20 protein-coding genes, 1 tRNA gene and 1 pseudogene are annotated in these 22,375 nt (G+C 70.4%); 9 read left to right on the top strand and 13 right to left on the bottom strand.

Annotated features, from left to right (window positions below; translation table 11 throughout):
- The first annotated feature begins 61 nt into the window (after positions 1–61).
- Together ACK8N7_RS22060 and ACK8N7_RS22065 are read left to right on the top strand one after the other, a co-directional pair.
- Complete coding sequence (locus tag ACK8N7_RS22060) at positions 62–1,963, top strand: outer membrane protein assembly factor BamB family protein (RefSeq protein ID WP_500443842.1); 1,902 nt, start codon at positions 62–64, stop codon at positions 1,961–1,963.
- 248 nt (positions 1,964–2,211) lie between these two features.
- A complete protein-coding gene (locus ACK8N7_RS22065; protein ID WP_403212503.1) occupies positions 2,212–2,922 on the top strand; it encodes a response regulator transcription factor in 711 nt (236 codons plus the stop codon).
- Positions 2,923–2,958: 36 nt separating this feature from the next.
- Here ACK8N7_RS22065 and ACK8N7_RS22070 read toward each other — a convergent pair whose 3' ends face one another.
- Together ACK8N7_RS22070 and ACK8N7_RS22075 are read right to left on the bottom strand one after the other, a co-directional pair.
- Entirely contained in the window at positions 2,959–3,261 is a 303-nt protein-coding gene (locus ACK8N7_RS22070; RefSeq protein ID WP_403212501.1) for a hypothetical protein, read from the bottom strand.
- Positions 3,262–3,285: 24 nt separating this feature from the next.
- Complete coding sequence (locus ACK8N7_RS22075) at positions 3,286–4,956, bottom strand: sodium:solute symporter family protein (RefSeq protein ID WP_500443844.1); 1,671 nt, start codon at positions 4,954–4,956, stop codon at positions 3,286–3,288.
- Positions 4,957–5,181: 225 nt separating this feature from the next.
- Between ACK8N7_RS22075 and galT the strand changes: the two genes are divergently transcribed.
- Genes galT through galK form a run of 3 tightly spaced genes read left to right on the top strand, consistent with a single transcriptional unit; the run spans position 5,182 to position 8,413 of the window.
- A complete protein-coding gene (gene galT / locus ACK8N7_RS22080) occupies positions 5,182–6,225 on the top strand; it encodes a galactose-1-phosphate uridylyltransferase (RefSeq protein ID WP_403212497.1) in 1,044 nt (347 codons plus the stop codon).
- Positions 6,222–7,235: a UDP-glucose 4-epimerase GalE gene (gene galE / locus ACK8N7_RS22085; protein ID WP_403212495.1), complete on the top strand. Its 1,014-nt coding sequence runs from the start codon at positions 6,222–6,224 to the stop codon at positions 7,233–7,235. Before galT ends, galE begins: the two co-directional genes overlap by 4 nt.
- Positions 7,232–8,413, top strand: coding sequence for a galactokinase (galK, locus tag ACK8N7_RS22090; protein WP_403212493.1), 1,182 nt, complete (start codon positions 7,232–7,234; stop codon positions 8,411–8,413). Before galE ends, galK begins: the two co-directional genes overlap by 4 nt.
- Positions 8,414–8,437: 24 nt before the next feature.
- Here galK and ACK8N7_RS22095 read toward each other — a convergent pair whose 3' ends face one another.
- Entirely contained in the window at positions 8,438–8,878 is a 441-nt protein-coding gene (locus ACK8N7_RS22095; RefSeq protein WP_032757337.1) for a GNAT family N-acetyltransferase, read from the bottom strand.
- 281 nt (positions 8,879–9,159) lie between these two features.
- Here ACK8N7_RS22095 and ACK8N7_RS22100 point away from each other — a divergent pair, with 281 nt between their 5' ends.
- The gene (locus ACK8N7_RS22100) at positions 9,160–9,942 is read left to right on the top strand and encodes a LuxR C-terminal-related transcriptional regulator (RefSeq protein WP_403212491.1); all 783 of its coding nucleotides are present in this window, start codon (positions 9,160–9,162) and stop codon (positions 9,940–9,942) included.
- Here ACK8N7_RS22100 and ACK8N7_RS22105 read toward each other — a convergent pair.
- Positions 9,901–10,398 carry a MarR family winged helix-turn-helix transcriptional regulator gene (locus ACK8N7_RS22105; protein WP_403212489.1) on the bottom strand — a complete coding sequence of 166 codons (498 nt, stop codon included), beginning with the start codon at positions 10,396–10,398 and terminating at the stop codon, positions 9,901–9,903. The genes ACK8N7_RS22100 and ACK8N7_RS22105 overlap by 42 nt on opposite strands.
- A gap of 89 nt (positions 10,399–10,487) precedes the next feature.
- Between ACK8N7_RS22105 and ACK8N7_RS22110 the strand changes: the two genes are divergently transcribed.
- Both ACK8N7_RS22110 and ACK8N7_RS22115 read left to right on the top strand, forming a co-directional pair.
- Entirely contained in the window at positions 10,488–11,300 is an 813-nt protein-coding gene (locus ACK8N7_RS22110) for a trans-aconitate 2-methyltransferase (protein ID WP_403212487.1), read from the top strand.
- Positions 11,297–11,683 (top strand): VOC family protein, encoded by a 387-nt coding sequence (locus ACK8N7_RS22115; RefSeq protein WP_403212485.1) that lies wholly within the window; start codon positions 11,297–11,299, stop codon positions 11,681–11,683. The genes ACK8N7_RS22110 and ACK8N7_RS22115 overlap by 4 nt, the downstream gene beginning before the upstream one ends.
- A gap of 35 nt (positions 11,684–11,718) precedes the next feature.
- Here the strand turns inward: ACK8N7_RS22115 and ACK8N7_RS22120 are convergent, their stop codons facing one another.
- On the bottom strand, positions 11,719–12,390 hold the full coding sequence (locus ACK8N7_RS22120) for a TetR family transcriptional regulator (protein ID WP_403212483.1): 672 nt from the start codon (positions 12,388–12,390) through the stop codon (positions 11,719–11,721).
- Positions 12,387–13,376, bottom strand: a complete 990-nt coding sequence (locus ACK8N7_RS22125) for an acyl-CoA desaturase (protein ID WP_403212482.1) — start codon at positions 13,374–13,376, stop codon at positions 12,387–12,389. Before ACK8N7_RS22125 ends, ACK8N7_RS22120 begins: the two co-directional genes overlap by 4 nt.
- Positions 13,377–13,768: 392 nt before the next feature.
- Between ACK8N7_RS22125 and ppc the strand changes: the two genes are divergently transcribed.
- A complete protein-coding gene (gene ppc / locus ACK8N7_RS22130) occupies positions 13,769–16,498 on the top strand; it encodes a phosphoenolpyruvate carboxylase (RefSeq protein ID WP_500443848.1) in 2,730 nt (909 codons plus the stop codon).
- 37 nt (positions 16,499–16,535) lie between these two features.
- Here ppc and ACK8N7_RS22135 read toward each other — a convergent pair whose 3' ends face one another.
- The 7 genes and pseudogenes from ACK8N7_RS22135 to ACK8N7_RS22165 all read right to left on the bottom strand — a co-directional run bounded on the left by ACK8N7_RS22135 (position 16,536) and on the right by ACK8N7_RS22165 (position 22,242).
- Positions 16,536–17,006 carry a hypothetical protein gene (locus tag ACK8N7_RS22135; RefSeq protein ID WP_403212478.1) on the bottom strand — a complete coding sequence of 157 codons (471 nt, stop codon included), beginning with the start codon at positions 17,004–17,006 and terminating at the stop codon, positions 16,536–16,538.
- 113 nt (positions 17,007–17,119) lie between these two features.
- Positions 17,120–17,713, bottom strand: a complete 594-nt coding sequence (pth, locus tag ACK8N7_RS22140; RefSeq protein ID WP_366817784.1) for an aminoacyl-tRNA hydrolase — start codon at positions 17,711–17,713, stop codon at positions 17,120–17,122.
- 150 nt (positions 17,714–17,863) lie between these two features.
- Positions 17,864–18,448, bottom strand: a complete 585-nt coding sequence (locus ACK8N7_RS22145) for a 50S ribosomal protein L25/general stress protein Ctc (protein WP_015609054.1) — start codon at positions 18,446–18,448, stop codon at positions 17,864–17,866.
- A gap of 207 nt (positions 18,449–18,655) precedes the next feature.
- Entirely contained in the window at positions 18,656–19,633 is a 978-nt protein-coding gene (locus ACK8N7_RS22150) for a ribose-phosphate diphosphokinase (protein WP_015609053.1), read from the bottom strand.
- A gap of 119 nt (positions 19,634–19,752) precedes the next feature.
- Positions 19,753–21,201, bottom strand: a complete 1,449-nt coding sequence (glmU, locus tag ACK8N7_RS22155) for a bifunctional UDP-N-acetylglucosamine diphosphorylase/glucosamine-1-phosphate N-acetyltransferase GlmU (protein WP_500443851.1) — start codon at positions 21,199–21,201, stop codon at positions 19,753–19,755.
- 107 nt (positions 21,202–21,308) lie between these two features.
- Positions 21,309–21,379 (bottom strand) — tRNA-Gln (locus tag ACK8N7_RS22160).
- Positions 21,380–21,391: 12 nt separating this feature from the next.
- A pseudogene (locus ACK8N7_RS22165) lies at positions 21,392–22,242 on the bottom strand (hypothetical protein).
- Positions 22,243–22,375: the final 133 nt, after the last annotated feature.

Here is a 22,375-nt window from a genome sequence, read left to right on the forward strand (position 1 = left end):
GGCCGGCCCCTCCTGGCCGGACGCGACTCCACCCCCACACGTCTCCCGAGGTACGTACGCGATGACCCAGCCGCCGCAGCAGCCCCCCAACGAGCCGCCGAACCAGCCGCCGAACCAGCCCCCGGCCGGTCCGCCCGCCGGTGGATTCGGTGCCCCGCAGGACCCGCCGCCCGGTGGGTTCGGTGAGCCGACCCCGCCGCCCGCGGACCCCTTCGCCAAGCAGCCCCCGCCCGCCGGTCCGGCCACGGGCGGTTACGGCTCCCCGCCGCCCCCGCCGCCGGGCAGCTACCCGACCCCGCCGGCCCCGCAGCCCAACGGGTACGGCTACCCGCAGGCCCCCCAGCCCGGCTACGGCTACCCGCAGGGAGCCCCCGGCCAGCCGGGCCAGCCCGGTCAGCCCGGCTACCCGGGCCAGCCCGGTATGCCGCAGCAGGGCTACGGCTACCCCACCCAGCCGATGTACGGCGCTCCGCAGCCCGGCCCGGCCGGCAGCGGCGGCGGCGGCAAGAAGTTCAGCACCCAGATGCAGATCATCGTCGCCGCGGCCGTCGCCGTGGTGCTGATCATCGGCGCGGCCGTCGTCTACACCTCCACCCAGGGCGACGACGACAAGGGCAACCAGGCGTCCACCTCCGGCTCCACCGGTGCCGGCGAGGGCAAGGGCAGCGAGGGCGACGGCCTGGCCGGCGGCAGCGAGAAGGCGCCCGGCAGCACCCGGTCCAAGGTCGCCTTCCAGCTCCCGCAGCCGGAGGTCGCCGAGGTCACCTCGGTCAAGGGCTCCTGGCTCACCGACAAGGCGTACGTGAAGTCCGGCGTCAACGAGGTCGTCGCCCACGACCGGGACAAGGGCACCAAGCTCTGGTCCGTGCCGGTCCCCGGCGAGGTCTGCGGCGCCTCCCGCCACATGACCAAGGACTACAAGTCGGCGATCCTCTTCAAGGAGGGCAAGCCGACCAAGGAGAAGAAGTACCCCGCGTGCAACCAGGTCGGCGTCGTCGACCTGGCCGCCGGGAAGCTGCTCTGGAGCAAGTCCGTCACCGCCGCCACCGGCGGCGACCGGCCGGTCCAGTTCAACGAGGTCACGCTCAGCGGGACCACCGTCGCCGCGGGCGGCACCTCGGGCGGCGCGGCCTTCAAGCTGGAGAACGGCGCCGAGCTCTGGAAGCCGAAGGTCGGCGCCGACCGCTGCTACGACATGGGGTACGGCGGTGGCGAGGCCCTCGCCGTGGTGCGCAAGTGCGGTTCGTACGACAGCCCGCAGCTCACCATCCAGGCGCTGAACCCGGCGACCGGCGCACCGCTCTCCTCGTACCAGATGCCCGCGGGTGTCGAGTACGCGTCCATCGTCTCCACCAAGCCGCTGGTGGTCGCGGCCAACGTCGGCGACACCGCCGGTGACGGCAGCGCCATCTCCGACTTCTTCTCGATCGACGCGGCGACCGGCAAGCTGATCGTGCGGATCTCCGCCGACGCGGAGAAGTACGCGGCGCGCTGCGGCTCCACCGACGTCGAGAACTGCCGGGCGGCGGTCGTCGGCAACAACCGGCTCTACCTGCCGACCGAGGACCACGACGGTACGAGCGAGTACGGCGACACCAACGAGGTCGTCGCCTTCGACCTCACCACCGGCAAGCTGCTGGGCGGCCGGGCGGATGCGGGCGACCGCTACAGTCTGGTCCCGCTCCGGATGGACGGCACCAACGTCATCGCGTACAAGCAGCCCCCGTACGACAAGGGCGGCCAGATCGTCTCCATCGACGGCGAGACCTTCAAGCAGACGCTGCTGATGGAGAACCCGGGCGACGAGGCGGTACGGGACGCGGAGACCCTGTTCTCCATCGACCACTCCGAACTCCTCTACGGCGAGGGCCGCTTCTACCTCTCGAAGCAGCTGATCAGTGAGCGCCGCGACAGCCAGGCGGACGAGAAGCTCTACCTCGTGGTGGGCTTCCGCACCGACTGATCACCCCGCACCACCCAGCATCACCCCGCGTCACTCCGCTGTCCCGACCAGCCCTGCCCGTCGATCACCGACCGGCAGGGCTGATCGTTTTCTGCCGCTCAAGTAGCCCTGAATGACGCAGAATTCGGCACTCAGGGGGGCTTCCCCCCGGTAAGCGGCACACGGCGTCGAACAAGCGTGTACCTTGCCGGGGCAGGAGTCCGGGGGGCCAGGCGCCGGGCCGTACAGGGGCACTGGGGGCTTGATCGATGAGCGTGCGGCTCATGGTGGTCGATGACCACCGCCTGCTCGCCGAGGCACTCGCCTCGGCGCTGAAACTGCGCGGGCACCGGGTGCTCGCCGCGGCCGCCCCGACGTCCGGGTCGGCGGAGCTGGTGGTCAGCAGGGCCCCGGAGGTCTGCCTCTTCGGTACGGCGTCGCCCGCCGCGCCGGGGGTCTTCGACCCGATCGTGCGCATCGTCCAGGAGCGCCCGCAGGTGGCGGTGGTGGTCCTGGGCCCGGTGCCGAGCCCGCGCGGGATCGCCGCGGCCTTCGCGGCCGGGGCGGCGGGGTACGTCCGGCACGACGAGCGCATCGAGGGCGTGGAGCGGGCGATGCTGAAGGCGCGGGCGGGGGAGAGCGCCGTCGCCCCGCAGCTCCTGCGCGGCGCCTTCGCGGAGCTGCTCAACCCGGCGGCCCAGCCCGACGACGAGGGCCGCCGCCTGCTCCGGATGCTGACCCCGCGCGAGGCCGAGGTCCTGGTCCGGGTCGCCGAGGGCGAGGACACCCGGCTGATCGCGGCGGGCATGCGGATCGCGCCGAGCACCGCCCGTACGCACGTCCAGCGGGTCCTGATGAAGCTGGGCGTCGGCTCCCGGCTGGAGGCGGCCGCCCTCGCGGCCCGTACGGGGCTGCTGGACCGGGCGGCGGCGAACGGCGGGACGCGACAGGGGCCGTACGTTCCCGGACAGCGCGGGTGACGTACGGCCCCCGAGGGCGTCAGGGCAGGCGCCGGGTCAGCCCGCGTCGGATCCCGGCTCCCGCTCCGCTTCCGGTGCTGCCGGGGCCTCGGCCGGGCGCAGCTTCATCCAGACCAGGAAGAACAGGCCGAGTGCCAGCATCGCGAGGCCCGTCCACAGATTGATGTGGACGCCCTCGGCCTTCTTCAGGTCGGCGTCGGACGGGCTGATCCCGGCGATGGTGACGATCACCCCGTAGACCACGAACAGGCCGCCGATGATCCGCCGGATGTCGAAGAGACGGGCCGCGGTCGCGGACTTGCGCTCCAGTTCGGAGACTTCCTTGTGCAGGTCGGACATGGTGGGTTCCTCCGATCGGAAGTATCAGAACGAGTACGGGATGTAGCACGCGGCGGCGAGCACGATCGCGCCCCAGCCGAGCAGCGCGGGCCTGCGGTACCAGGCGCCGTCCGCCTCGTCCGGTGCCTCGTCGGGGTCCGGGGACTCGGTCCCGTACACCAGACCGGCCAGCTCCGCCTCGGGCTTCGGTGAGGTGAAGAGCGTGACGACGACCATGACGACGGCACCGGCGACGAAGCCGACGATCGCGGAGACGAAGTTGGCGCCCTGGTCGGACGGGATGTCGATGACCCCGCCCTTGTAGATCCAGAAGTAGTTGACCATCGCGGCACCGGTGCCCGCGATCAGCCCCCAGACACCGGACTTCATGGAAGCCCGCTTCCAGAACATTCCGATAATAAATACGACAAACATGGGCACATTGAAGAACGAGAACAGCGTCTGCAAGTAGCTCATGATGTTCGAGAAGCTCGCGGCGATGAACGCGGTGCCGATCGAGGCCAGCACACCGACCGCCGTGATCAGCCGGCCGAACTTCAGGTAGTACGTGTCCGGCTTGCCCTTCACCACGTACCGCTGCCAGATGTCCGTCGTGAACACCGTGTTGAACGACGACACGTTGGCCGCCATGCCCGCCATGAACGCGGCGAGCAGACCGGTCACCGCGATGCCGAGCACCCCGTTGGGCAGCAGCTCCTGCATCAGCAGCGGGATCGCGTCGTTGTACGTGAGGTCCGAGTCCGGGGTGCCGATCTGCGGCACGATCACGGCCGCGACCAGGCCCGGGATCATCACCGCGAAGACGATGAAGATCTTCGGGAAGGCGGCGATCAGCGGGGTGCGCTTGGCGGCGGAGAGGTTCTTCGCGGAGAGCGCGCGCTGCACCTCGGCGAAGTTCGTCGTCCAGTAGCCGAAGGAGAGCACGAAGCCGAGGCCGAGGATGATCGTCAGCCAGTTGGCGCCCAGCGGGTTGGCGTCACCGATGCCGGTGCCGCCCCACGCGGTCATGAAGTCGCCGCCGTGCTGCTTGGTCAGCGAGTCGCTCATGGCGTCCCAGCCACCGACCCGCTTGAGGCCCAGCACGGTGATCGGGATCAGCGCGGCGAGGATGACGAAGAACTGGAGCACCTCGTTGTAGATCGCCGAGGAGAGCCCGCCGATGGTGATGTAGACCAGCACGAACAGGCCTGCGACGACGATCGCGACCCACTGCGGCCAGCCGAGGAGCGCCTCCACGACGATCGACAGGGCGTAGAGGTTGACGCCCGCGATCAGGATCGCCGCGAAGGCGAAGAGTATGGAGCTCAGCAGGTGGGCGGACTTGTCGAACCGCTGGAGCAGGAACTCCGGTACGGAGCGCACCTTGGAGCGGTAGTAGAACGGCATCATCACCAGGCCGAGGAAGACCATGGCGGGGATGGCGCCGATCCAGTACCAGTGGACGACCGCCACGCCGTACTGCGCGCCGGTCGCCGCCATGCCGAGGATCTCGGTGGCACCGAGATTCGCCGCGACGAAGGCGAGGCCGGTCACCCAGGCGGGCAGTGACCGTCCGGAGAGGAAGAAGTCGAGGCTCGTCTTCACACTGGCACGGGCCGCGAAGCCGATGCCGAGGACGACGACGAAGTAGATCGCCAGGATGGCGTAGTCGAGCCCGTTCGTGGGGAGACGGAGCCCTTCGGCCAGTGTCTGCATGGGGGGTACCCGCTTCGTTGCGCGAACTGAACCCGACGGAACTTACGCCTCTGTGTTCGTTAAATGAACAGTTTTATTGGGGTTCTTTGTTCGATCGTGATCGGGTGTGGGTGAATGTCCGGGTATGCGGCCTCTAGGCCGCGCTGCGGCCGGGTCATTGACGGGGGTGTTCGCTTGTGATTTGTTATGTGCGATTATGTTGGGAGGATCTGGTGGAGGACCCTGGTGAAGAAAACGGTTACGACCCTCGCCGACGGCCGTGAGCTGATCTATTACGACTCCGCGGACGACACCGTCCGCGACGCCGTCGACCGCCGGCCCCTGGATCCCGTCTCGACCTCGTCCGAGATCCGCCGTGATCCGCTGCTCGGCGACTCCGTCGCCATCGCCTCGCACCGCCAGGCCCGCACCTACCACCCGCCGGCCGACGCCTGCCCGCTCTGCCCCACCCGGGACGGGCGCCTCAGCGAGATCCCCGACGACCACTACGACGTCGCCGTCTTCGAGAACCGCTTCCCCTCCCTCGCCGGGGACTCCGGCCGCTGCGAGGTGGTCTGCTTCACCTCCGACCACGACGCGTCCTTCGCCGACCTCACCGAGGAACAGGCCGCGCTCGTCCTCGCCGCCTGGACCGACCGCACCGCCGCACTCTCCGCACTCGACCAGGTCACCCAGGTCTTCTGCTTCGAGAACCGGGGCGCCGAGATCGGCGTCACCCTCGGCCATCCGCACGGCCAGATCTACGGCTACCCCTTCGTCACCCCGCGCACCGAGCTGATGCTCCGCTCGGCCGCCCGCCACCGCGAGGAGACCGGGGGCAACCTCTTCGACGACGTGATCGCCCGCGAGGAGAAGGACGGCACCCGGACCGTCCTCACCACCGACCACTGGATCGCCCACGTCCCGTACGCGGCGCACTGGCCCTACGAGGTCCACCTGCACCCCCGCCGCCGCGTCCCCGACCTGCCCGCACTCGACGAGGCGGCACGTACAGAGTTCCCACAGGTCTATCTGGAACTCTTGAGGCGCTTCGACCGGATCTTCGGCCCCGGCGAGCCGCCGACCCCGTACATCTCCGCCTGGCACCAGGCACCGTTCGGGGTTCCCGGACGGGAGGACTTCGCCCTGCATCTGGAGCTTTTCACCATTCGCCGTACCTCCGGCAAGCTGAAGTTCCTCGCGGGTTCCGAATCCGGCATGAGTGTGTTCATCAACGACGTGCCGCCGGAAGCCGCGGCCCAGCGACTGCGAGAGGTAGCGAGCCAGTGAGCAACCCCCGGAACGTGAGCGGTACCCGGAACGCGGACAGCCCGAAGAAGTACCTGGTCACCGGTGGTGCCGGATACGTGGGCAGTGTCGTCGCCCAGCACCTGCTGGAGGCCGGGCACACGGTGACCGTCCTGGACGACCTCTCCACCGGCTTCCGTGCGGGCGTCCCCGCGGGCGCCACGTTCGTCGAGGGCCGCATCCAGGACGCCGCCCGCCACCTCGACCCCTCCTACGACGGCGTCCTCCACTTCGCCGCGTTCTCCCAGGTCGGCGAGTCCGTCGTGGACCCGGAGAAGTACTGGGTCAACAACGTCGGCGGCACCACCGCCCTCCTCGCCGCGATGCGCGAGCACGGCGTGCGCACCCTCGTCTTCTCCTCCACCGCCGCCACCTACGGCGAACCGGTCTCCAGCCCCATCACCGAGACCGACCCCACCGCCCCCACCAGCCCCTACGGCGCCTCCAAGCTCGCCGTCGACCACATGATCAGCGGCGAGGCCACCGCCCACGGCCTGGCCGCCGTCTCGCTGCGCTACTTCAACGTGGCCGGGGCCTACGGCAGTTGCGGCGAACGCCACACCCCCGAGTCCCACCTCATCCCGCTCGTCCTCCAAGTGGCCCTGGGCAAGCGGGAGTCGATCTCCGTCTACGGCGACGACTACCCCACCCCCGACGGCACCTGCGTCCGCGACTACATCCACGTCGCCGACCTCGCCGAGGCCCACCTCCTCGCCCTGGAGGCCGCCGCCCCCGGCGAGCACCTCATCTGCAACCTCGGCAACGGCAACGGCTTCTCGGTCCGCGAGGTCATCGAGACCGTCCGCAAGGTCACCGGCCACCCGGTCCCCGAGACCCCCGCCCCGCGCCGCGGCGGCGACCCGGCCGTCCTCGTCGCCTCCGCCGCCACAGCCGTCGAACGGCTCGGCTGGCAGCCCTCCCGCGCCGACCTGGCCGGAATCGTCGCCGACGCCTGGGAGTTCGCCCGCCGAGAGGAGTCCACCACCCCATGACCGAGACCACCGAGCAGACCGGCCCCGACCCCGCCGTCACCTTCACCGAGCTGTACGGGGGTGAACCCCACGGCGTATGGGCGGCACCCGGACGAGTGAACCTCATCGGCGAGTACACCGACTTCAACGACGGCTTCGTCATGCCGCTCGCCCTCCCGCACACCGCCCGCGCCGCCGTCTCCCCCCGCATCGACGGCGTCCTGCGCCTGCACTCCTCCGACGTGCCCGGCGGCGTCGTCTCCCTGCGCGTCGACGAGCTCGCCCCGCACTCCGGCCACGGCTGGGCCGCCTACCCGGCCGGAGTCGTCTGGGCGCTGCGCGAGGCCGGCCACCCGGTCACCGGCGCGGACATCGCCCTGACCTCCACCGTCCCCACCGGCGCCGGGCTCTCCTCCTCCGCCGCCCTGGAGATCGTCACCGCGCTCGCCCTCAACGACCTGTTCCAACTCGGCCTGGAAGCCGCCGAACTGGCCGTCATCGGCCGCCGCGCCGAGAACGACTTCGTCGGCGTGCCCTGCGGGATCATGGACCAGATGGCCTCGGCCTGCTGCACCGAGGGCCACGCCCTGCACCTGGACACCCGCGACCTCACCCTGCGCCAGGTCCCCTTCGACCTGGCGGCCCAGGGCCTCACGCTCCTGGTCGTCGACACCCGGGTCAAGCACGCGCTCGGCGACGGGGCGTACGCGGAGCGGCGGGCCGGCTGCGAGGAGGGTGCCCGGCTCCTCGGCATACCCACCCTGCGCGACCTCCCGTACGACGGTCTCGACACGGCCCTCACCACCCTCGCGGACGCCGGGGCGGACGAGTCCGTCATCCGCTATGTACGCCATGTCGTCGGCGACAACCGCCGGGTGGAGCAGGTCATCGCCTTGCTCGACGCGGGCGAGGTACGGGCGGCGGGCCCGGTCCTGAACGAGGGCCACCGCTCGCTCCGCGACGATCTGCGGGTCTCCTGCGCAGAGTTGGACCTGGCGGTCTCGGCGGCCCAGGAGGCCGGGGCGCTCGGGGCGCGGATGACCGGCGGCGGCTTCGGCGGCTCGGCGATCGTCCTGGCGGAGGCGGCGGAGGCCGACGCGGTGGCCGGGGCCGTCACGAAGGCGTTCGCCGGGGCGGGGCACGCGGCGCCGGGGATCTTCGCCGCGGTTCCGTCGGCGGGAGCACGCCGACTGAGCTGAACCGGGCTTACGGGCAAGGGCTGTTCAGAGCCGCTTGGTGAGGATGAACTCGGTCACGCCGGGCGGGTAGTCCTCGACCCGGCCGATCTCCTCGTACCCCTGCTTCCGGTAGAAGTCCGGGGCCTGGAAGTCCCAGGTCTCCAGCCGGGAGCGGGTACAGGCCCGCTCCGTGCGGGCCACCCGCTCGGCCTCGGCGAGCAGTCGGGAGCCGAGGCCGGCGGAGCGGTGGCGGGCGTCGACCCAGAGCAGGTCGACATGGAGCCAGTACGCCCAGGTCCGCCCCGTCAGCCCGCCGGCGACCGCGCCCTGGCCGTCCAACGCCCACACCTCCAGCGGGACTTCGTGCTCGGCGGAGGTGGAGAGCAGGGCGCGCAGACCGGCCGAGGCCGCGACGTTGTCCTCCTGCAGACGCTTGCTCAGCAGGCGGTGCCGTTCTTTGTCCACTTCTGTCTCAAGACGGAACATGAACCACACCCTAAACACCCCGGGATCCACCCCGGGACATCAGTTCCGCGAATCGCCTTCCCCCTCCGGCCCCCGCCCGTACGCTGATCCCAGCACCGGTGGGGGCCGGTGCCGAATCAGGGGGCGAGAGAGTCGGGTACGGCGCCCGGAGCGGGGTGGCAGGCGGTGCATACGACGGCGGTCGGTCCACCACGGTCCACCCGGAAGGCAGGCCACGGGCCCGCTGGAAGTTCCGGACGCCGTACCCGCAGCTGTCCGCCCCCGCTGATGGGGGTCTCTCTGTGGCTCGAATCCGGGTTCTGGTGGTCGACGACCACCGCATTTTCGCCGAATCGCTCGCGGCGGCCCTCGCGGCCGAACCGGACGTGGACGTGGCGGCGGCGGGCAGCGGCCCGGCCGCGCTGCGCGCACTGGAGCGCGGTGCCGCCGAGGCACGCCCGTACGACGTGATCCTGGTCGACGCCGAGCTCGGCGCCCTGGCCACCGGCGGCGCCCCGGCGCTCCCCGCGCCCCGGCAGGAGGATCCGGCCCTCGTCGACGGGATCTCGCTGGTCGCCGGGGTCCGCGCGACCCGCCCGGCCGTCCGCTCGGTGGTCCTGGCTGAGAAGGACGACCCTCGGTGCGCCGCCCGGGCGCTCCAGGCGGGGGCCTCGGGCTGGGTGGCGAAGGACTGCTCGCTGCAGCGGCTGCTCACCGTGATCCGGGGGGTGCTGCGCGACGAGACGCATCTGCCGCCCGCCCTGCTGACCGGGGTCCTGCGGGAGCTGACGGCGACCCGCAAGCACCGCACCGAGAGCGAGCAGCTGGTGGAGTCCCTCACGCCCCGCGAGCGCGAGGTGCTGCGCTGCATGGTGGCGGGGCTGGGGAGGAAGGCGGTCGCGGAGCGGCTCTTCCTCTCCCCGCACACGGTCCGCACGCACATGCAGAACGTGCTGGGCAAGCTAGGGGTGCACTCCACGCTCGCGGCGGTGGCGCTCGCCCGGCGTGCGGGGGTCGGCCCGGCGGAGCCCGTAACGGTCCGGCTAGCCGGGGACGTTGTCGAACGGGGCAGTCAACTGGCGTAGCAGCCCGGCCAGTTCACCGCGCTGGCTACGGGAGAGCTCGCCGAGGATGGCCCGCTCCTGGTCGAGCAGCCCGGCCAGTGACTGATCGGCCTTGTCGCGGCCCTCGGCGGTCAGCCGGACGAGGACACCGCGCCGGTCGCTGGGGTCGGGGAGCCGCTCGACGAGGTTCTTCTTGGTGAGCCGGTCGATACGGTTGGTCATCGTGCCCGAGGTGACCAGCGTCTGGGTCAGCAGCTGCCCGGGGGAGAGCTGGTACGGGGGACCGGCCCGGCGCAGCGAGGTGAGCACGTCGAACTCCCACGGCTCCAGGTGGTGCTCGGCGAACGCTATGCGGCGGGCCCGGTCGAGGTGGCGTGCCAGGCGGGAGACGCGACTGAGCACCTCGAGTGGTTCCACGTCGAGGTCGGGGCGCTCTCGGCGCCATGCAGCGACCAGTCGGTCGACCTCGTCCTCCATGTGGATCAGTGTAGAGGGTCTGTCGACATGAAGTCTCTTGAATTCAAGTGTCTTGACATCAAGATATTCTGCGCGTGATCCTGTTTCCCATGACACCCACGAACGACCCCACCTGGGATCCGCAGCAGTACCTGCGCCACGCGGACCACCGCACCCGCCCCTTCCAGGACCTCCTGGCCCGGATCGGCGACCTCCCCGGCCACCCCGCGCCCCGCATCGCCGACCTCGGCTGCGGCGCGGGAAACGTCACCGCGCTTCTCGCCGACCGCTGGCCCACCGCCCGCATCACCGGCTACGACACCTCCCCCCAGATGCTCGCCGAGGCCGCCGCCCACGCCCGCCCGCCCCTGCTCGACTTCGCGGAGGCCGACGCCGCCACCTGGACGCCCACCGAGACGTACGGCCTGATCGTCTCCACCTCCGCGCTCCAGTGGATCCCCGGCCACACCGCGTACTTCCCCCGCTGGCTCGACGCCCTCGCCCCCGGCGGCACCCTCGCCTTCCAGGTCCCCGGCAACTTCACCGCCCCCAGCCACACCCTCCTGGCCCGGCTCCGCGAGTCCGACCGCTGGCGCCCCCGGCTCCACGGCACCGGCGACCGCACCGCCGCCGTCCTGGACCCCACCGACTACCTCACCCTCCTGCGGGACCTGGGCTGCACCGCGGACGTCTGGGAGACCACCTACCTCCAGACCCTCCAGGGCGAGGACGCCGTCCTCGACTGGGTCAAGGGCACCGCCCTGCGCCCCGTCCTCACCGCCCTGGCCGACGACCCCGGGGCCCGTGACGCCTTCCTCGCCGAATACCGCGACCTGCTCCGCGAGGCGTACCCGCCCGGCCCGTACGGCACGGTCTTCCCGTTCCGCCGCATCTTCGCCGTCGCCCGCAAGGAGGAGCAGTGACCACTTCCATGGGCCTCGCCGCTGTCGACCACGTACAGCTCGCCGCCCCACCCGGCTCCGAGGACGCCCTGCGCGCCTTCTACACCGGCGCCCTGGGCATGACGGAGATCCCGAAGCCCCCCGCGCTCGCCGCCCGCGGCGGCTGCTGGTTCCGGTCCGGCCCCGTCCAGCTGCACCTGGGCATAGAGCAGGACTTCCGCCCCGCGAAGAAGGCCCACCCGGGCCTGCGCGTGACGGGCATCGTGGAGTACGCGGCCCGCCTGGAGGCCCACGGCATCCCCACGGAATGGGACGACGCCCTCCCCGGCCACCGCCGCTTCCACGCCCACGACCCGGCGGGCAACCGACTGGAGTTCCTGGAGCCGGACGCCGACGCCGGGTGAGCCCTACAGCTCCTTGAGCGCGTCCGCCGGGACGATCAGCTCTTCCGGTGCCCTATCAGCCGCGGCTTCGACTCCAGGTTCTCCAGCCCGTGCCAGCACAGATTCACCAGGTGGGCCGCGACCTCCGCCTTCTTCGGCTTGCGGACGTCCAGCCACCACTGGCCGGTCAGCGCCACCATCCCCACCAGCGCCTGCGCGTAGAGCGGGGCGAGCTTCGGGTCGAAGCCGCGGGCCTTGAACTCCAGGCCCAGGATGTCCTCCACCTGCGTGGCGATATCGCTGATCAGCGACGCGAACGTGCCCGTCGACTGCGCCACCGGGGAGTCCCGCACCAGGATCCGGAAACCGTCCGTGTACGACTCGATGTAGTCCAGCAGCGCGAACGCCGCCTGCTCCAGCAGCTCCCGCGGATGACCCGCCGTGAGCGCCCCCGTCACCATGTCCAGCAGCCGGCGCATCTCGCGGTCGACGACCACCGCGTACAGGCCCTCCTTGCCGCCGAAGTGCTCGTACACCACCGGCTTCGAGACCCCGGCGCGGGCCGCGATCTCCTCCACCGACGTGCCCTCGAACCCCTTGTCGGCGAAGAGGGCCCGGCCGATGTCCAGCAGCTGCTCGCGGCGCTCCTTGCCGGTCATCCGGACCCGCCGGGAGGAGGTCGGTCTGCTCTTCTCGCTGCTGCCGTCGGTCGCCACGTCGTCAATCATGCCGGGTCGGCCGGTACGGACATGCGCCGGGAGTCGATACGTGCGGCATCCGGCCACCGCACGTCCGTGGCCCAGCCCAGCTTCTCGAACCACCGGATCAGCCGGGCACTGGAGTCGATCTGCCCCCGCATCACCCCGTGCCGCGCACTCGTCGGATCCGCGTGGTGCAGGTTGTGCCACGACTCGCCGCACGACAGCACCGCCAGCCACCACACGTTCCCCGAACGGTCACGGGACTTGAAGGGACGCTTGCCGACCGCGTGGCAGATCGAGTTGATCGACCACGTCACGTGGTGCAGCAGCGCGACCCGTACCAGCGAACCCCAGAAGAAGGCCGTCGCCGCACCCCACCACGACATCGTCACCAGACCGCCCACCAGCGGCGGAATCGCCAGCGAGACGATCGTGAAGGAGAGGAAGTGGCGCGAGATACCCCGGATCGCCGGGTCCCTGATCAGATCGGGGGCGTACTTCTGCTGCGGAGTCTGCTCCTCGTCGAACATCCACGCGATGTGCGCCCACCACAGGCCCTTCATCAGAGCCGGCAGGGTCTCCCCGAACCGCCACGGCGAATGCGGGTCACCCTCCGCGTCCGAGAACTTGTGGTGCTTGCGGTGATCGGCCACCCACCGCACCAGGGGCCCCTCCACCGCCAGCGAACCCATCACGGCCAGCGCGATCCGCAGCGGACGCTTCGCCTTGAACGAACCGTGCGTGAAATACCGGTGGAAGCCGATCGTGATGCCGTGGCAGCCGATGAAGTACATCGCCACCATCAGCCCCACGTCGAGCCAGCTCACCCCCCACCCCCACACCAGCGGAACGGCCGCCAGCAGGGCCACGAACGGCACCACGATGAACGCCAGCAGCGCGAACTGCTCGATCGACCTCTTCTTGTCCCCGCCCAGCGTCGCGGGCGGAAGAGTGGCGGTGGCGCCGGTGGCGGATGGGCCGGTCTCGTCGATCACGTCGGGCGTGTACGGCATTGGGGAGTCCCCCGGAGGGTGAGGAAGCGGTACGCGGACGGCCGTGGCTACGGTTCCGTAACCTACGGCTTGGTAAGTATGGCAGTGACGGGCCCCACAACACGAGAACCCGGTCCAGCCCGTCACCCGCGGTACCCCACACCCTCCGCGGGGTAGGGCACCAGTGCCGACAGCATCCGTCCGTCCCCCCGCCAGGGCTGCGGACACGCCGAAGGCGACGACACCTATCCTGGAAGGGTCGGACAGCGCGGTCCGCACCCGCTCGTCGGGGCGTGGCAACAGCACCGCTGCATGCCGCAGGGCCCCGTACCCCGCCCACGCGCCTCCCACCACCGTCACCGGGAGACGCCGAAGCGACGCACCTCCTCATTCACTGCAAGGAGCCGCACACTGTGAGCAGTGCCGACCAGACCCCCGCCGCCAGCCCCGAGCTGCGCGCCGACATCCGCCGCCTCGGCGACCTCCTCGGCGAGACCCTCGTACGCCAGGAAGGCCAGGAACTCCTCGACCTCGTCGAGCGGGTACGCGCCCTGACCCGCACCGACGGCGAAGCGGCGGCCGCGCTCCTCGGCGACACGGACCTGGAGACCGCCGCACAGCTCGTGCGCGCCTTCTCCACCTACTTCCACCTCGCCAACGTCACCGAGCAGGTCCACCGCGCCCACGAGATGCGCGACCGCCGCGCCGCCGAGGGCGGACTCCTGGCCCGCACCGCCGACCGGCTCAAGGACGCCGACCCCGAGCACCTGCGCGCCACCGTCAAGAACCTGAACGTCCGGCCCGTCTTCACCGCACACCCCACCGAAGCCGCCCGCCGCTCCGTCCTCAACAAGCTCCGCCGCATCGCCGAGCTCCTGGAGACCCCGGTCATCGAGGCCGACCGCCGCCGCCACGACCTCCGGCTCGCCGAGAACATCGACCTCATCTGGCAGACCGACGAACTCCGCGTCGTCCGCCCGGAGCCCGCCGACGAGGCCCGCAACGCCATCTACTACCTGGACGAACTCCACGCCAACGCCGTCGGCGACGTCCTCGAAGACCTCGCCGCCGAGCTGGAGCGCGTCGGCGTCGAACTCCCCGCCGGCACCCGTCCCCTCACCTTCGGCACATGGATCGGCGGCGACCGCGACGGCAACCCCAACGTGACCCCCGCCGTCACCTGGGACGTCCTGATCCTCCAGCACGAGCACGGCATCACCGACGCACTCGAACTCATCGACTACCTGCGCGGCCTGCTCTCCAACTCCATCCGCTACACCGGAGCCACCGACGAGCTCCTCACCTCCCTCCAGGCCGACCTGGAACGCCTCCCCGAGATCAGCCCCCGCTACAAGCGGCTGAACGCCGAGGAGCCCTACCGCCTCAAGGCCACCTGCATCCGGCAGAAGCTCGTCAACACCCGCGAGCGCCTCGCCAAGGGCACCCCCCACCGCCCCGGCTGCGACTACCTCGGCACCTCCCAGCTCATCGCCGACCTGGAGCTCATCCAGACCTCCCTGCGCGAGCACAAGGGCGGCCTCTTCGCCGACGGCCGCATGGACCGCACCATCCGCACGCTCGCCGCGTTCGGCCTCCAGCTCGCCACCATGGACGTACGCGAACACGCCGACGCCCACCACCACGCACTCGGCCAGCTCTTCGACCGCCTCGGCGAGGAGTCCTGGCGCTACGCCGACATGCCCCGCGACTACCGGCAGAAGCTCCTCGCCAAGGAGCTCCGCTCCCGCCGGCCGCTCGCCCCCACCCCCGCCCCGCTCGACGCGGACGGCGAGAAGACCCTCGGCGTCTTCCACACCATCAAGGAAGCCTTCGAGCGCTTCGGCCCCGAAGTCATCGAGTCCTACATCATCTCGATGTGCCAGGGCGCCGACGACGTCTTCGCCGCCGCCGTCCTCGCCCGCGAGGCCGGACTCGTCGACCTCCACGCCGGCTGGGCCAAGATCGGCATCGTCCCGCTCCTGGAGACCACCGACGAGCTCAAGGCCGCCGACGTCATCCTCGACGAGATGCTCGCCGACCCCTCCTACCGACGCCTCGTCTCCCTGCGCGGCGACGTCCAGGAGGTCATGCTCGGCTACAGCGACTCCTCCAAGTTCGGCGGCATCACCACCTCCCAGTGGGAGATCCACCGCGCCCAGCGACGCCTCCGCGACGTCGCCCACCGCTACGGCGTACGCCTGCGCCTCTTCCACGGCCGCGGCGGCACCGTCGGCCGCGGCGGCGGCCCCTCCCACGACGCGATCCTCGCCCAGCCCTGGGGCACGCTGGAGGGCGAGATCAAGGTCACCGAGCAGGGCGAGGTCATCTCCGACAAGTACCTCATCCCCGCGCTCGCCCGCGAGAACCTGGAACTGACCGTCGCGGCCACCCTCCAGGCCTCCGCCCTGCACACCGCACCCCGCCAGTCCGACGAGGCCCTCGCCCGCTGGGACGCGGCCATGGACACCGTCTCCGACGCGGCCCACGGCGCCTACCGCAAGCTCGTCGAGGACCCCGACCTGCCCGCCTACTTCCTCGCCTCCACCCCGGTGGACCAGCTCGCCGACCTGCACCTGGGCTCACGGCCCTCCCGCCGCCCCGGCTCCGGCGTCTCGCTCGACGGCCTGCGGGCCATCCCGTGGGTCTTCGGCTGGACCCAGTCCCGCCAGATCGTCCCCGGCTGGTACGGAGTCGGCTCCGGCCTCAAGGCCCTGCGCGAAGCCGGACTCGACACCGTCCTCGACGAGATGCACGAGCACTGGCACTTCTTCCGGAACTTCCTCTCCAACGTGGAGATGACGCTCGCCAAGACCGACCTGCGCATCGCCCGGCACTACGTCGACACGCTCGTCCCCGACGAGCTGAAGCACGTCTTCGACGCCATCGAGACCGAGCACGCGCTCACCGTCCAGGAAGTCCTCAAGGTCACCGGCTCCACCCAACTGCTCGGCACCAGCCCGGTGCTCCAGCAGACCTTCGCCATCCGTGACGCCTACCTGGACCCGATCTCCTACCTCCAGGTCTCACTGCTCGCCCGCCAGCGCCAGGCCGTCGAGCGCGGCGAGGAAGCCGACCCGCTGCTCGCCCGCGCCCTGCTGCTCACCGTCAACGGTGTCGCGGCGGGCCTGCGCAACACCGGCTGACGCCCGTAGCTGCACCGCACGGAAAGGGGCGGTCCTGCTACAGCGCGACGAACGTCGCCACCAGCAGGACCGCCCCCGCCGTTCCCACGCCCCACGCCGTACGCGTCATCCGCAACCCGCCGCCGATCACGAACCCGGCCAGCACCATCGCCCCGCCCAACGGCGTCCAGGCATGCAGGAAGCCCGGCATCCCCGTGCGGACCACCACATCGGAACCGGGCTTCACGACCACCGGGAAACGGTCCCCCTTCTCCGCGGCGACCGACCTCTCCACCACCACCCGCGCCCGCGCCGACGACGTCGCGTCCGGCTCGTACCGGCCGGTGCAGGTCTCCTCACCGCACTCCGTCACCGTCAGCGTGCCGTGCTCACGCCCCTGGGCCAGGACCACATGGTGCGCGGCATCCCACGACGACCACACCCCCGCGACCAGCAGCACCAGGGCGACCAGCCCCATGGCGGTCCGACGGCCCACGAGCACCGCACGCTGGGAAGAGCTCCGCTTCATGGGGGCAGATCCTTGGCCAGAGCACAGCCCCCGGTCAACCTACGGCCGGAAAACGCCCCAGCAGCGGCAGGAATGTCAGGAGTTGTACGCGGCGGAGGAGAACAGGCCGCCGCTCAGGAGTTGTACGCGCTCTGCGCCCGCTCCAGCCCCTCCGCCAGCAGACACTCCACCGCATCCGCCGCCCGGTCCACCAGGAACGCCAGCTCCTTGCGCTCCACCGACCCGAAATCCTTGAGTACGAAGTCCGCGACCTGCATCCGCCCCGGCGGCCGCCCGATCCCGAACCGCACCCGGTGATAGTCCGGACCCATCGACTTCGTCATCGACTTCAGCCCGTTGTGCCCGTTGTCCCCGCCGCCCAGCTTCAGCCGCAGCATCCCGTAATCGATGTCCAGCTCGTCATGGACCGCCACGACATGGTCCAGCGGCACCTTGTAGAAGTCCCGCAGCGCCGTCACCGGACCGCCCGACAGATTCATGTACGACATCGGCTTCGCCAGCACCACCCGCCGGCTCCCCGGACCCGGCGGACCGATCCGCCCCTCCACCACCTGCGCCTGCGCCTTCTGCGCCCGCTTGAACTTCCCGCCGATCCGCTCGGCCAGCAGGTCGGCCACCATGAACCCGACGTTGTGCCGGTTCGCCGCGTACTCGGGGCCGGGGTTGCCGAGGCCCACGATGAGCCAGGGGTCGGTGGCGTCGGACATCAGCGCTCGGTCTCCTCGAATGCGGGGTCACGGGTCGTACGCGTCACGGGTCGTACGCGGGGGCGGGGTCACAGCGAAACGGGGCGGCGGCTCCCCCGGAAGGGAACCACCACCCCGTCAGTCAAGCAGGTGGAACGGGAGCGGCGAGGATCAGGCCTCGACGGTCTCGGTCTCGGCGTCCGCGGACGGCTCCTCGGCCTGCGCGGCGACGACCTGGATCACGATGGCGTCCTCGTCACCGGCGAGCACGGAGCCCTTCGGCAGCGGGATGTCCTTCGCGACGATCGAGTCACCGGCGTCCAGACCCGCGACGGAGACCGTCACGGACTCGGGGATGTGGGTGGCCTCGGCCTCGACGAGCAGCGTGTTCAGCACGAACTCCAGCAGGTTGGCGCCCGGCGCCAGGTCGCCCTCGGCGTGCACCGCGATCTCGACGTTGACCTTCTCGCCGCGCTTCACGGTCAGCAGGTCCACGTGCTCGATGGTGCCCTTGAGGGGGTGACGCTGCACGGCCTTCGGGATGACCAGCGCGTCCTTGCCGTCGATCTCCAGACCGATCAGCACGTTGGCCGTACGCAGAGCCAGCTGCAGCTCGTGACCCGGCAGCGTGATGTGGACCGACTCGGCACCGTGGCCGTAGATGACCGCGGGGACCTGGTTGGCACGACGGGTACGGCGGGCAGCGCCCTTGCCGAACTCGGTACGGACCTCAGCGGCGAGCTTGATCTCAGCCATGGTTGCACTCCTCGTCAGGTGACGGAACCGTCGAAATACGGAACACGAACGGTCACCCGGCCCACGACAGGCCTGCTACGAAGAGCGCGTCGATAACGGACCGCCGTACACACAGGTACGGCCTCCCTCGCCGAGCAACTCGCTGAGTCTACCCGGCGGGGAGGCCGCACCCCAAAGTGGATCACCAGCAGGCCATGGGCCCCGCTGTCAGCCCTGCTCCTCGAAGAGGCTCGTCACCGAACCGTCCTCGAACACCTCACGCACCGCACGCGCGATCGTCGGCGCGATGGACAGCACCGTGATCTTGTCCAGCTCCAGCTCACCCGGGGTCGGCAGCGTGTCCGTGAACACGAACTCGCTCACCTTCGAGTTCTTCAGCCGGTCCGCCGCCGGACCCGACAGCACACCGTGCGTCGCCGTCACGATGACGTCCTCCGCACCGTGCGCGAACAGCGCGTCCGCGGCCGCACAGATCGTCCCGCCCGTGTCGATCATGTCGTCGACCAGCACACAGACCCGGCCCTCGACGTTACCCACGACCTCGTGGACCGAGACCTGGTTCGGCACGTCCTTGTCACGGCGCTTGTGCACGATCGCCAGCGGCGCGTCCAGCCGGTCGCACCAGCGGTCGGCGACCCGCACACGGCCCGCGTCCGGCGACACGATCGTCAGCTTGGAACGGTCGACCTTCGCGCCCACGTAGTCCGCCAGGATCGGCAGCGCGAACAGGTGGTCCACCGGACCGTCGAAGAAGCCCTGGATCTGGTCCGTGTGCAGATCGACCGTGAGGATCCGGTCCGCACCCGCCGTCGCCATCAGGTCCGCCACCATGCGCGCCGAGATCGGCTCACGGCCACGGTGCTTCTTGTCCTGACGGGCATACCCGTAGAACGGCACGATCACCGTGATCGAACGGGCCGACGCGCGCTTCAGCGCGTCCAGCATGATCAGCTGCTCCATGATCCACTTGTTGATCGGAGCCGTGTGGCTCTGGATCAGGAAGCAGTCCGCGCCACGTGCCGACTCCTGGAACCGCACGTAGATCTCACCGTTGGCGAAATCGAAGGCCTTCGTCGGCACGAGACCGACACCCAGTTGATGTGCGACCTCCTCGGCCAGCTCGGGGTGGGCGCGGCCGGAGAAGAGCATCAGTTTCTTCTCGCCGGTCGTCTTGATCCCGGTCACAGCACAGTCTCCTCAGACGTGTATCTGGCGCTGCACGCATAGGTCCCGATGTGCAACGAGCCAGCCGAAATGGGTGAGCATCTATCACGGTACGCCGTCACCGGCGCACCCGTTTCCGGTCAGCTTTGCCCGTCGTGCTCCTGCGACGACGCCTGAGCGGCCTGAGCGGCTGCGCTGCCCGGACGCTTCCGGGCCACCCAACCCTCGATATTCCGCTGCTGGCCCCGCGCCACGGCGAGCGAACCGGAGGGAACGTCCTTCGTGATGACCGACCCGGCCGCCGTGTAGACCCCGTCCCCGACCGTGACGGGTGCCACAAACATATTGTCCGAGCCGGTACGGCAGTGGGAACCGATCGTCGTGTGGTGCTTGGCCACACCGTCGTAGTTCACGAAGACGCTCGCCGCACCGATGTTGGTGTGATCACCGATCGTCGCGTCGCCCACGTAACTCAGGTGCGGGACCTTCGTCCCCTCCCCGATCGTCGCGTTCTTCATCTCCACGTACGTACCGGCCTTGGACTTCGTCCCCAGCCGCGTCCCCGGCCGCAGATACGCGTACGGGCCGACCAGCGCCCCCGGCCCGACCTCGGCCGAGTCCGTCACGGAGTTGTCGACACGGGCACCGGCCCCGACGGAGGTGTCCGCGATCCGCGAGTTCGGCCCCACCTCGCTGTCCTCCGCGAGGTGCGTCGTCCCCAGCAGCTGCGTCCCCGGGTGGACGACCGCGTCACGCTCGTACGTCACCGTCGCGTCGATCAGCGTGGACGCCGGGTCCACCACCGTCACGCCCGCGAGCATCGCCCGCTCCAGCAGCCGCTCGTTCAGCAGCCGGCGCGCCTGCGCCAACTGGAGCCGGTTGTTGATGCCGAGGATCTCCCGGTGGTCGCCCGCGACGGACGCCCCGACCCGGTGACCCGCCTCGCGCAGGATGGAGAGAACATCGGTGAGGTACTCCTCGCCCTGGCTGTTGTCGGTGCGCACCTTGCCCAGCGCGTCGGCCAGGAGCGACCCGTCGAACGCGAACACGCCGGAGTTGATCTCCAGGATCGCCCGCTGCTCGTCGGTGGCGTCCTTGTGCTCGACGATCTCGGTGACCGCGCCGGAGGCGGGGTCGCGCACGATGCGCCCGTAGCCGGTGGAGTCCGGGACCTCGGCGGTCAGGACGGTGACCGCGTTGGCGTCGGCGGCGTGGGTGGCGGCGAGCGCGCCGAGCGTTTCGCCGGAGAGCAGCGGGGTGTCGCCGCAGACGACGATCACGGTGCCCTCGACGCTCCCGCCGAGCTCTTCGAGCCCCATGCGGACGGCGTGCCCGGTCCCGTTCTGCTCGGCCTGGAAGGCGGTGCGCACGGGGGCGTCGCCGGCGTTCAGGTGCGCGGTGACCTGCTCACTGGCGTGGCCGACGACCACGACGAGGTGCTGGGGGGCCAGCTCACGGGCGGCGGCGACGACATGTCCGACGAGCGAGCGCCCGGAGATCTCGTGCAGGACCTTGGGGGTCTTCGACTTCATGCGGGTGCCCTCACCCGCTGCGAGGACGACGACGGCTGCCGGGCTGGTTGCGCTCACGGATGTGCCCTTCGGCTTCGGGTGGTGGTCATCCGCAGGATACCGGGGGTGTTTCGACGGGGAATGGGGGCGGGCCCCGACCGGTGTGGTCGGGGCCCGTCGGCGTGCTCCCGGGGAAGGAATCGAACCCTCATTCAATGGACCAAAACCATTTGTCCTGCCATTAGACGACCCGGGATGGTATCGCCTCTTATGTCCGATTCTCTTGATCGGCTCGTTTTGCAGCCCCTACTATGCCGCACCAGGAGCCTTCGACGCGACGGTACAGGTCGGCACCTTTCAGCACGCGGACAGAAAGGCAGCCCCGGTACAGGTCACCGATGTTCTTCCGGTTCGTCTTCGGGGAGTGTGTCTTGAGGGACGTCTTGCCGAACGCCGAAGGGTCGGCGCCGGTCAGGCCGATCCAGTACTGCTCGGCTGCTGTGATGTCCGCCGTCTCGTGGATGTGGACGTGGAATCGCAGCTGCTCGTCGGCCACGCCCAGCAGGCGGAGCCAGGCGAGGAAGACCTCGATCATGCCGGGGTCGCTGTTGACGAAGGTGATGCGCTCTTGGGTGCGGTACGGCTTGGATTTGGAGCCCTCCGCCCAGTAGAGGCCGACGCCCACCAGGAAGAGCTCGCGGTCGGTCATCGCCCCGACCTCGTCCGCGGCCTGTTGCTTCGCCGCCCGGCGTTCGGTGTCCCGCCGCTGGAGCGTCGCTTCCCAGCCGCGCCGCCCGGTCGCGGCGGATTCCTCCCGGGTGCGCCTGCGTTCCGGCTTCGGCAGGTCCCGCACCCAGAGGGAGATGGCCCCCTTGGAGCACCCCGGCTCCACCTGGATCTGGTCGTAGGTCATCCCCTGGAGCCGAAGCTCGCGGGCCTTCTCCCGGAGGTCGTCCTTGGCGCGGGGCCGCTTCGTCCACTCCGGGGCGGGCTCGCCCTGGAGGAGGCGGTTGAGGAGGTCGTTGTTGTCGACGTGACGCCGGTCGCGGATCTGGCGGCGGCTCAGCCCCTCCCGGCGCGGCCCTCGAAGTCGGCGTACTTGCTTGTGGTCTCTGCCATACGGAGAGCGTCGTCCGGAATGCGGACGCTCGCGTCGAAAGCACGGTCGATTCGCCATTTCGGGCGATCGGCGTGTGTTTCGTGCGCGTTCGAACGCGGAACGTGCTGTTGCCGGTCACCGGAAAATGGGATG

The organism is Streptomyces griseobrunneus (assembly GCF_046713465.1).
Classification (GTDB): domain Bacteria; phylum Actinomycetota; class Actinomycetes; order Streptomycetales; family Streptomycetaceae; genus Streptomyces; species Streptomyces microflavus.

Excerpts from the sequence above, each read along its gene's own strand:
- ACK8N7_RS22060 (WP_500443842.1), top strand. The coding sequence starts at position 62 with ATGACCCAGCCGCCGCAGCAGCCCCCCAACGAGCCGCCGAACCAGCCG.
- ACK8N7_RS22065 (WP_403212503.1), top strand. The coding sequence starts at position 2,212 with ATGAGCGTGCGGCTCATGGTGGTCGATGACCACCGCCTGCTCGCCGAG.
- ACK8N7_RS22070 (WP_403212501.1), bottom strand. The coding sequence starts at position 3,261 with ATGTCCGACCTGCACAAGGAAGTCTCCGAACTGGAGCGCAAGTCCGCG.
- ACK8N7_RS22075 (WP_500443844.1), bottom strand. The coding sequence starts at position 4,956 with ATGCAGACACTGGCCGAAGGGCTCCGTCTCCCCACGAACGGGCTCGAC.
- galK (WP_403212493.1), top strand. The coding sequence starts at position 7,232 with ATGACCGAGACCACCGAGCAGACCGGCCCCGACCCCGCCGTCACCTTC.
- ACK8N7_RS22095 (WP_032757337.1), bottom strand. The coding sequence starts at position 8,878 with ATGTTCCGTCTTGAGACAGAAGTGGACAAAGAACGGCACCGCCTGCTG.
- ACK8N7_RS22105 (WP_403212489.1), bottom strand. The coding sequence starts at position 10,398 with ATGGAGGACGAGGTCGACCGACTGGTCGCTGCATGGCGCCGAGAGCGC.
- ACK8N7_RS22110 (WP_403212487.1), top strand. The coding sequence starts at position 10,488 with ATGACACCCACGAACGACCCCACCTGGGATCCGCAGCAGTACCTGCGC.
- ACK8N7_RS22120 (WP_403212483.1), bottom strand. The coding sequence starts at position 12,390 with ATGATTGACGACGTGGCGACCGACGGCAGCAGCGAGAAGAGCAGACCG.
- ACK8N7_RS22125 (WP_403212482.1), bottom strand. The coding sequence starts at position 13,376 with ATGCCGTACACGCCCGACGTGATCGACGAGACCGGCCCATCCGCCACC.
- ACK8N7_RS22135 (WP_403212478.1), bottom strand. The coding sequence starts at position 17,006 with ATGAAGCGGAGCTCTTCCCAGCGTGCGGTGCTCGTGGGCCGTCGGACC.
- pth (WP_366817784.1), bottom strand. The coding sequence starts at position 17,713 with ATGTCCGACGCCACCGACCCCTGGCTCATCGTGGGCCTCGGCAACCCC.
- ACK8N7_RS22145 (WP_015609054.1), bottom strand. The coding sequence starts at position 18,448 with ATGGCTGAGATCAAGCTCGCCGCTGAGGTCCGTACCGAGTTCGGCAAG.